Source organism: Zobellella denitrificans (genome assembly GCF_002237365.1).
GTDB classification, from domain to species: domain Bacteria; phylum Pseudomonadota; class Gammaproteobacteria; order Enterobacterales; family Aeromonadaceae; genus Oceanimonas; species Oceanimonas denitrificans.
In genome coordinates this window covers 22,970-29,660 of the sequence record NZ_NMUO01000044.1, presented here as the reverse complement: position 1 = coordinate 29,660, position 6,691 = coordinate 22,970, and the positions used below count along the sequence as shown (strand labels likewise).

At 65.1% G+C, this 6,691-nt stretch carries 8 protein-coding genes; 1 reads left to right on the top strand and 7 read right to left on the bottom strand.

Features of this window, described 5'->3' with window-relative positions; all coding sequences use genetic code 11:
• Window positions 1–298: 298 nt before the first annotated feature.
• Window positions 299–1,165: a helix-turn-helix domain-containing protein gene (locus CGX12_RS10865; protein WP_094039901.1), complete on the bottom strand. Its 867-nt coding sequence runs from the start codon at window positions 1,163–1,165 to the stop codon at window positions 299–301.
• Window positions 1,166–1,338: 173 nt separating this feature from the next.
• Between CGX12_RS10865 and CGX12_RS10860 the strand changes: the two genes are divergently transcribed.
• On the top strand, window positions 1,339–2,241 hold the full coding sequence (locus tag CGX12_RS10860; RefSeq protein ID WP_094039900.1) for a DMT family transporter: 903 nt from the start codon (window positions 1,339–1,341) through the stop codon (window positions 2,239–2,241).
• Window positions 2,242–2,474: 233 nt separating this feature from the next.
• Here the strand turns inward: CGX12_RS10860 and CGX12_RS10855 are convergent, their stop codons facing one another.
• The 6 genes from CGX12_RS10855 to CGX12_RS10830 all read right to left on the bottom strand — a co-directional run bounded on the left by CGX12_RS10855 (window position 2,475) and on the right by CGX12_RS10830 (window position 6,688).
• Entirely contained in the window at window positions 2,475–2,948 is a 474-nt protein-coding gene (locus CGX12_RS10855; protein WP_094039899.1) for a group I truncated hemoglobin, read from the bottom strand.
• Window positions 2,949–3,203: 255 nt separating this feature from the next.
• The gene (locus tag CGX12_RS10850) at window positions 3,204–3,494 is read right to left on the bottom strand and encodes a sll1863 family stress response protein (RefSeq protein ID WP_094039898.1); all 291 of its coding nucleotides are present in this window, start codon (window positions 3,492–3,494) and stop codon (window positions 3,204–3,206) included.
• A gap of 157 nt (window positions 3,495–3,651) precedes the next feature.
• Window positions 3,652–4,203, bottom strand: coding sequence for a GNAT family N-acetyltransferase (locus CGX12_RS10845; RefSeq protein WP_094039904.1), 552 nt, complete (start codon window positions 4,201–4,203; stop codon window positions 3,652–3,654).
• Window positions 4,204–4,407: 204 nt separating this feature from the next.
• The gene (locus tag CGX12_RS10840) at window positions 4,408–5,013 is read right to left on the bottom strand and encodes a PepSY domain-containing protein (protein ID WP_094039897.1); all 606 of its coding nucleotides are present in this window, start codon (window positions 5,011–5,013) and stop codon (window positions 4,408–4,410) included.
• Window positions 5,014–5,031: 18 nt separating this feature from the next.
• Entirely contained in the window at window positions 5,032–5,814 is a 783-nt protein-coding gene (locus CGX12_RS10835; RefSeq protein ID WP_094039896.1) for a carbon-nitrogen hydrolase family protein, read from the bottom strand.
• A 316-nt stretch (window positions 5,815–6,130) separates the two neighbouring features.
• Window positions 6,131–6,688, bottom strand: coding sequence for a hypothetical protein (locus CGX12_RS10830; protein WP_094039895.1), 558 nt, complete (start codon window positions 6,686–6,688; stop codon window positions 6,131–6,133).
• Window positions 6,689–6,691 lie beyond the last annotated feature (3 nt).

Genomic DNA, 6,691 nt, shown 5'->3' with positions numbered 1-6,691 from the left:
GGCCCACCGCTTCCGCCAGAGCCGGGGCCTGGCGCCCTCGGCGCTGCGCGGCTAGATATGCCCTTTAGTTTAAAACCTGGGCAGCGACGACTCTTGGGGCGCGGGCGGCCCGCCTGCATTCGCGCGCAGCGCGAAGCCTCGGATTGGCTTACCACACCATGGGGTTGAACAGACGCGGAGCAGAACAGGCATTACGGATTGGACCCTGTCTTCGCCCATCTCGGTGCCACCCTCATGCGGGCGGGCCGCCCGCGCCCCAAGAGTCGTCGCTGCCCAGGTTTTAAACTAAAGGGCATATCTAGCCGCGCAGCGCCGAGGGCGCCAGGCCCCGGCTCTGGCGGAAGCGGTGGGCCAGGTGGCTGGCGGAGCTGAAACCGCAGGCCAGGGCGACCTCGGTAAGCGGCAAGGCGCTGTGGCGCAGCAACTGCTCGGCCCGCAGCAGGCGGCGGGCCAGCACGTACTGGTGCGGCGGCAACCCCTCGGACTGGCGGAACATGCGGGCGAAATGGTATTCGCTGAGGCAGGCCTCCCCGGCCAGCACCCGCAGCGGCAGGGGCTGATCCAGGTGGGCCTCGATATAGTCCTTTACCCGCCGCAGCTGGGCCGGCGCCAGGCCTCCCCTGACCACCGGCGCCTGCCAGCGGTACTGGGTATAGCCCTTGAGCAACTGGGTGAGCAGCAGGGTGACGGCGCTGCTGAGCGCCAGCCGCTCGCTGTTGTCCCGCCAGTCGCAGGCCAGCAGGAACTGGCGGTAGAGCGCCTTGATGCGCTCGTCCTCGGCAAAGGTGCGTTCCTCCAGCAGCAGGCCGGCGGGGGACTTGTCCCACACCTGCTCGGCCAGGGTGCGCAGATGGGCATCGGTGAAATAGAGGTGCACGAACTCCAGCGGCCCGCGGATGTCCCAGGTGGACTCATGCTGGCCCGGCATCAGGCAGAAGCGATCCGGCGCCCCACCGTTGTGCCAGCCGGCGCCGGTTTTGCGGTAGGACTGGTAGCCGTCGGCCACGTAGAGGCTGAGGGTATGGTGCTCGGCCCGCTCCAGCTCGATAAAGTCGTCGTCGTTGTACCAGTGTGCCAGGGCGATGCCGTCGTCGAGATCGACACTGTCCTTGAGCTGGGCCTTGTGCTGGCTCAGGTATTGGGGTACGTGGTAACGGGACGACATGGGCTTCCTCTCGGGCAACAACCCTGATGGTATAGGGCCGGCGCAGCCGGGCCAAGCCGGCGGCGGGCCTTGCCGGCAAAAAAGCGCAAGAATCTGCAAGGCGGCCGCAAGGATACGGGCGCCCGGGCCGGCGCCCACAGGCATGATGGCATCTTTCCACGAGGAGGACCGCCATGAACCTGACACTTTACCTGTTGACCGTGCTGATCTGGGGCACCACCTGGGTGGCCATCGCCTTCCAGCTGGGCGAGGTGCCGGTGACCGTTTCCATCTTCTACCGCTTCGCCCTGGCCGCCCTCACCCTGCTGCTGGTGCTGGCCTTGTGCCGCCGGCTGCACCGCCTGGCCTGGCGGGACCACCTGCTGTGTGCCCTGCAGGGGCTGTGCGTGTTCTGCCTGAACTTTTACTGCTTCTACACCGCCACCGGCCATATCAGCAGCGGCCTGAACGCCGTGGTGTTTTCCATGGCGGTGTTGTTCAACGCCCTGAACGGGGTGCTCTTCTTCCGCCAGCCGATCACCCGCCGCCTGCTGGCTGCCGGTGCCCTGGGGGGGCTGGGCATGCTGTGCCTGTTCTGGCCCGACATCCACCGCGATGGCTTCAACCCCGGGGTGTTGCTCGGCCTGGGCCTGGCCCTGCTCGGCACCTACGGCTTTTCCCTCGGCAATATGCTCAGCCTGCGCCACCAGCGACGCGGGCTGGATCTGCTGTCCACCAACGCCTACGCCATGGGCTACGGCGCCCTGGCCATGTTGCTGATCGTGCTGGCAAGCGGCCAACCCCTGGTGCTGGATACTTCGCCCCGCTACCTGGGCGCCCTCTTCTACCTGGCCATTATCGGCTCGGTGGTGGGCTTTGGCGCCTACTTCGCCCTGGTGGGCCGCATCGGCCCCGGCCCCGCCGCCTACACCACCCTGCTGTTTCCGCTGGTGGCCCTGGGGCTGTCCACCCTGTTCGAAGGCTACCGCTGGACGGCGCCGGCATTCGCCGGCCTGGGGCTGATCCTGGCCGGCAACCTGGTGATGTTCTGGCGGCCCCGGCGACGCCTGGCGCCCGCAACGGGCACCACCGGCTAGAGCACCGACCAGTTTTCTCCTGTAGGCGCCCGTTTACGTGGCGCAAACCTGAAAACGGTGGGGAACGCGGAAATTGGGCGCCGGGTTGTGCCGGGTTGTGCCGGGTTGTGCCAGCTAAAGCGGCACCTACAGCGGCACCTACAACGGTATTTACAGCGGTATCTGCAGCGGTATGTATGCCTTGCTGGTGGAGCGCAGGCGGGCCGGCGCGGGCCGGCCCGGATGACGGGGGACTACTGGGCGGCGGTACTGACGATATCGGCCTTGGTGCTGCCCACTATGTCGAGCAGCTCCCGGGTTTCCTGCTCGGGCACCTGGTGCCTGGCCAGCACCTCCTGGAACAGCACCAGCATGCGCTGCCATTCCGCCTCGGTGATATTGAGGTGGGCGTGGGATTCCTTCATGCCCCGGCCGTGGTAGGCGCAGGGACCGCCGGTGACCTGGCACACCATGGCGGTGACATGGTACTTGAGGTAAGGCGCGGGCACCCGCTGGCGGGCGGCGTCGATGGCCGGATTGGCATTGAGCTGCTCGTCCGGCACCAGCACGTCGATAAAGTCGCTCACCACCACCGAAATGGGCGCCAGACCGCCCAGCCGCTGATAGAGCGAAGGCGGCGCCTCCTGGGCCGGCAGCGGCGGGCTGCCCAGCAGGGCCAACAGCATCGCCGGCAGCAACCAGCCCCGGGTAAACACGGATCTGTTCATTTTGTTGTCCTCTGTGCGGGGCGGGCGCCACCGCCCTTTACCGCCACGAGTCGCCCTGGCGCGGGTGGGGCCGGGCACAAACGCCGGCCCATGACAAAACAAATAGTCCAGCCCAAGGCCGATGCAAGGCGCAACCGGCAATAAATCCGGCTTTTACCGCCGGGCCCCGCCCGCCAGGGGATGTGGCCACTCATTTCCCGACGCCGCACCCCGGACGGCTTGCCTGCCGGCGCCTCCGCCGCCCCTGGCGGTTGGTCACTTCTTGAACTTGTCGGCCGCTTCCTTGAAGGAGGTCTTGAGCGCCTCCCAGGCGGACTCGAAGCCGTGCTTGACCGAGCCCCAGGCTTCTTCGCTGGTGTTGGCCAGCTCCGCCAGCTTTTTCTCGCCTTCCTTGACCTTGGCCTCCAGCCGGTGGATCTGCTCGTTCAGCTCCAGCTTGGCGTCGGCCCCGGCGGCGGACGCCCGGGCCCTGAGCTTGTCCAGATCCGCCTTCCATTCGTCCAGCTTGGCCTGCATCTTTTGCCGGAACAGCTCTTTTTCGCTCATGATGTTCTCCTTATGCCTGTGGTTGCAAACAAGGCCGCCAGACAGCGGGGCCACTCCGGGCGAGGCCGCCGTATCCGGCCTCAGCCCTCTCAGCGTAATGTAAAAGCCGACGGGCCGCCAAAAGGCGGACGGGCCGGCCCGAGCAAGACCAGCGGTTTCATGCCCCTTTCAGCGGTGAGCGAGGAGGAAATTTGCCGTAGATGACCGTATTGTCGAGCCGGCCGGAAGGCAGCCGCCGCTCGTTGTGCAGGGTGGCCTCCAGCACATAGCCGCCACGCTCGGCCACCGCCCGGCTCCTGCGGTTGCTCTCGGCACAGCGGATCTCCAGCCGGTTGGCGCCGAGCTCGTCGAAGGCGTGGCGCTCCAGCAGCGATACCGCCGCCGCCATATGCCCCCGGCCCTGGGCCGAGCTGCGCAGCCAGTAGCCCAGCTCGAAAAAGGGCACGGACTTGTCGCGGATAATCAGGCCGATGGCGCCCAGCAGCCGATCAAAGCGCTTGTCGACGATAAAAAAGCGCAGTTCGCGCTGGAAGCCCTCAGCATTGGCGATGGCCTCGCGCATGCTCTCCCGGCAGTCCTCCTCCGTAAGGGCGTATTTCACCCAGGGCAGGAATTCCGCCAGGGCCCGCTCGCTTTCCTGTATCGCCTCGCACACCCGAGGCACCAGCCCGAGGGACGGCGGCAACAGTTTGATATGGTTATTTTCCATGATGATCATTTATCGGCAAGTTTCATCTCCACCTCCGGTTTCCATTGCACCCGGATAGTTTTACCGGATCCCGGGCGCATCTTCATGCCCTGTGTTAAGGCGAGCGGGTCTCCCGAGGGCAGAATAATACCGCCGTTTACGTTTACAGATGCGCGCATTGCTGGCGGGGCGCAGGCGGCCCGCCTGCTTTCGCGCGTAGCGCGCCTAGCCTCGCTGCCCAAGGCAAAGCCGAAGCCCAAACCCCGCCATGGCCAGCAGCAGCCCCAGGCCCGCCAGCCCCAGCATCCGGTTGGCCCCCGCCCAGGGCAGCCATTGAAGGTAATGCATCCGGTACAGGCCGTTGATAAGCCGGGTGTCCCGCCCTTCCTGGCGCAGGGAAAGCGTGCTCCAGTCCAGGTGGAGTCTCATCCCCGTGCTGGTACGGGCACGGCTGTCTTCAAGTTCCACGATGTCACCATAGCGGGCCGGATTGACCGAGGCGGCATCCTGCAGCAGCCGCCGCAATGCCGCCTCGTCCGGCAACGGCAAGGGCCGCTGGCTGCCCGGCTCGAGATGCAGCGGTGGCCCATCGGTGGTGACCAGCAGATGCGCCCCCAGCAGGGTGCCCACCAGCCGCACCTGCCGCCAGTGGGGCTCGGGGCGGATCTGCACCTCTTCCGCCAGCGGCCGGGCCCTAACCACCAGCTGTTCATAGGCGCCCTGGTAGCCCGGCTTGAGTATAAACACCGCCCCGGTCAGCGCCCAGCCGAACAGGGGCAGCAGCAGGAGCAGCCCCAGCAGACGGTGGTGTTTTCTTGTGTTGATGGCCATGAAGAGGATGTGTTGACCTTACCGGCTGACCGCGAAAGCCGGCTCAGCCGGAATGGGATAAAAACGACCGGCCTGCGGCTCCTGCGTGAGGGTGCAGAGCACCACCCCGGTGTTCGCGCCCCGGACCGCGAACACCGGCCTGCCGGCACCATCCCAGAAACCGCTGTTGCCGCAGGCTACCCAGCCGCCGGTGACGCCGGCGTGGTTGCACAACAGCACCGGCATCGCCAACCGGGCCGCAAGGGAAGAAAGCAACCGACTATCCGCAGCAAACCCCACCTCCGATATCAGGGCGCTGGCCAGATAGAGTTCGGCACCGGCGGCCTTGGCATCCCGCCCATGCCGGGCCTCGCCGAAGTCGGCGCAAATGGCCAGGGCCACCCGGTAGCCCTTGACCGAAAACTGATAATTTCGATGACCAGGAGAACAATATTGCTCCTCCCCCGGATGCAGATATTGCTTGGCGTAATACTCCACCAGACCATCGGGAAAACAGATCACCCCTCCGATAAAGGGCTTGCCCGCACCGTTGTGAAACGGACAACCGGCCACCACTACCATACGATACCGCACCGCCGCCCGGGACAGCTCGGCCAGCACGGACGAGCCCGCATCCAGAGCCAGTGTTGCCACCAGCTCCAGCTCATAACCGGTGAGGGACAACTCGGGGAAGACCACCAGATCCGCCCCCAGCCGGGCAGAGGCGGCAATAAACTCCAGGTGGGTCTTCAGGTTGTTGGCGAGATCGCCCTTCCCGACCTGGATCTGGGCCAGGGCGACAGTGAGGGTGCTGTTGTTCACACAGACTCCGTTAATGGGGTGTTGCTACATCAATAAAAGTGCCGCTTAATGCGCTACGTGGCCTCATCGAGCATAGGCGCGAATTTATTCGCATGAATAAGCGGCTCTAGAACGCCATATGGTTTAAAAATCATACAACGAGGCTCAGTGCTATCCTTGCGTAGCTGCTACTGTAGGTGCCGCTTTAGCCGGCACAAACCGACGGGAAGACGGCGCCCAATGTCCACGCCCCACGCCGTTGGCCGGTTTGCGCCACGTAAACGGGCGCCTACAGGTGAGATATCGTACTGATCACGTTTTAAACTGATCGGTGCCCTTAGGGATTCCAGCTCAGCATGGCATCGCTGATGCTGCAGTCGGCAACCGCGTCGGCGGCATCCACTATGAAGATCTGCTGGGTTTCGGACACCGGGTAGGTCAGGTATTCCGAGCACTGTGCGCTTTGCCCGGTGCCGACAACCACCCTGCTCCCGGCCTTGAGGGTACAGCTGGCCAGCTTGTCCAGCGGAGACCATTGGTAGCAGATTTCATAATCGGCCCGGTATTGCGCGACCGGACCGCTGGGTTTATTGAAGGCCCACCATTGCCCGTACTGGCTGTTGGGATTGGTGCTGTTCCAGGCCCGGAATATTTCCACCCGGGTGTCGGCCTTGCTCCGGTAAACCTGCCCCTGGCAGAGCTTTCCCTGCTCGGGCTTGCCCAATGCCTGCCGGAGCAGCACGGGATCCTCGATGGCGTCGAACTGGCCGGCAACCGCCGCTGGCAGCGCCGTGCTGCCCAGGCAGTCGGCGGGGGTATAAGCCGCCTCTTGCGGGGCATGTTGGGCGCATCCTGCCAGCACCGCCAGGGCGAGGTATGATCCTATTCTTTTCATTTT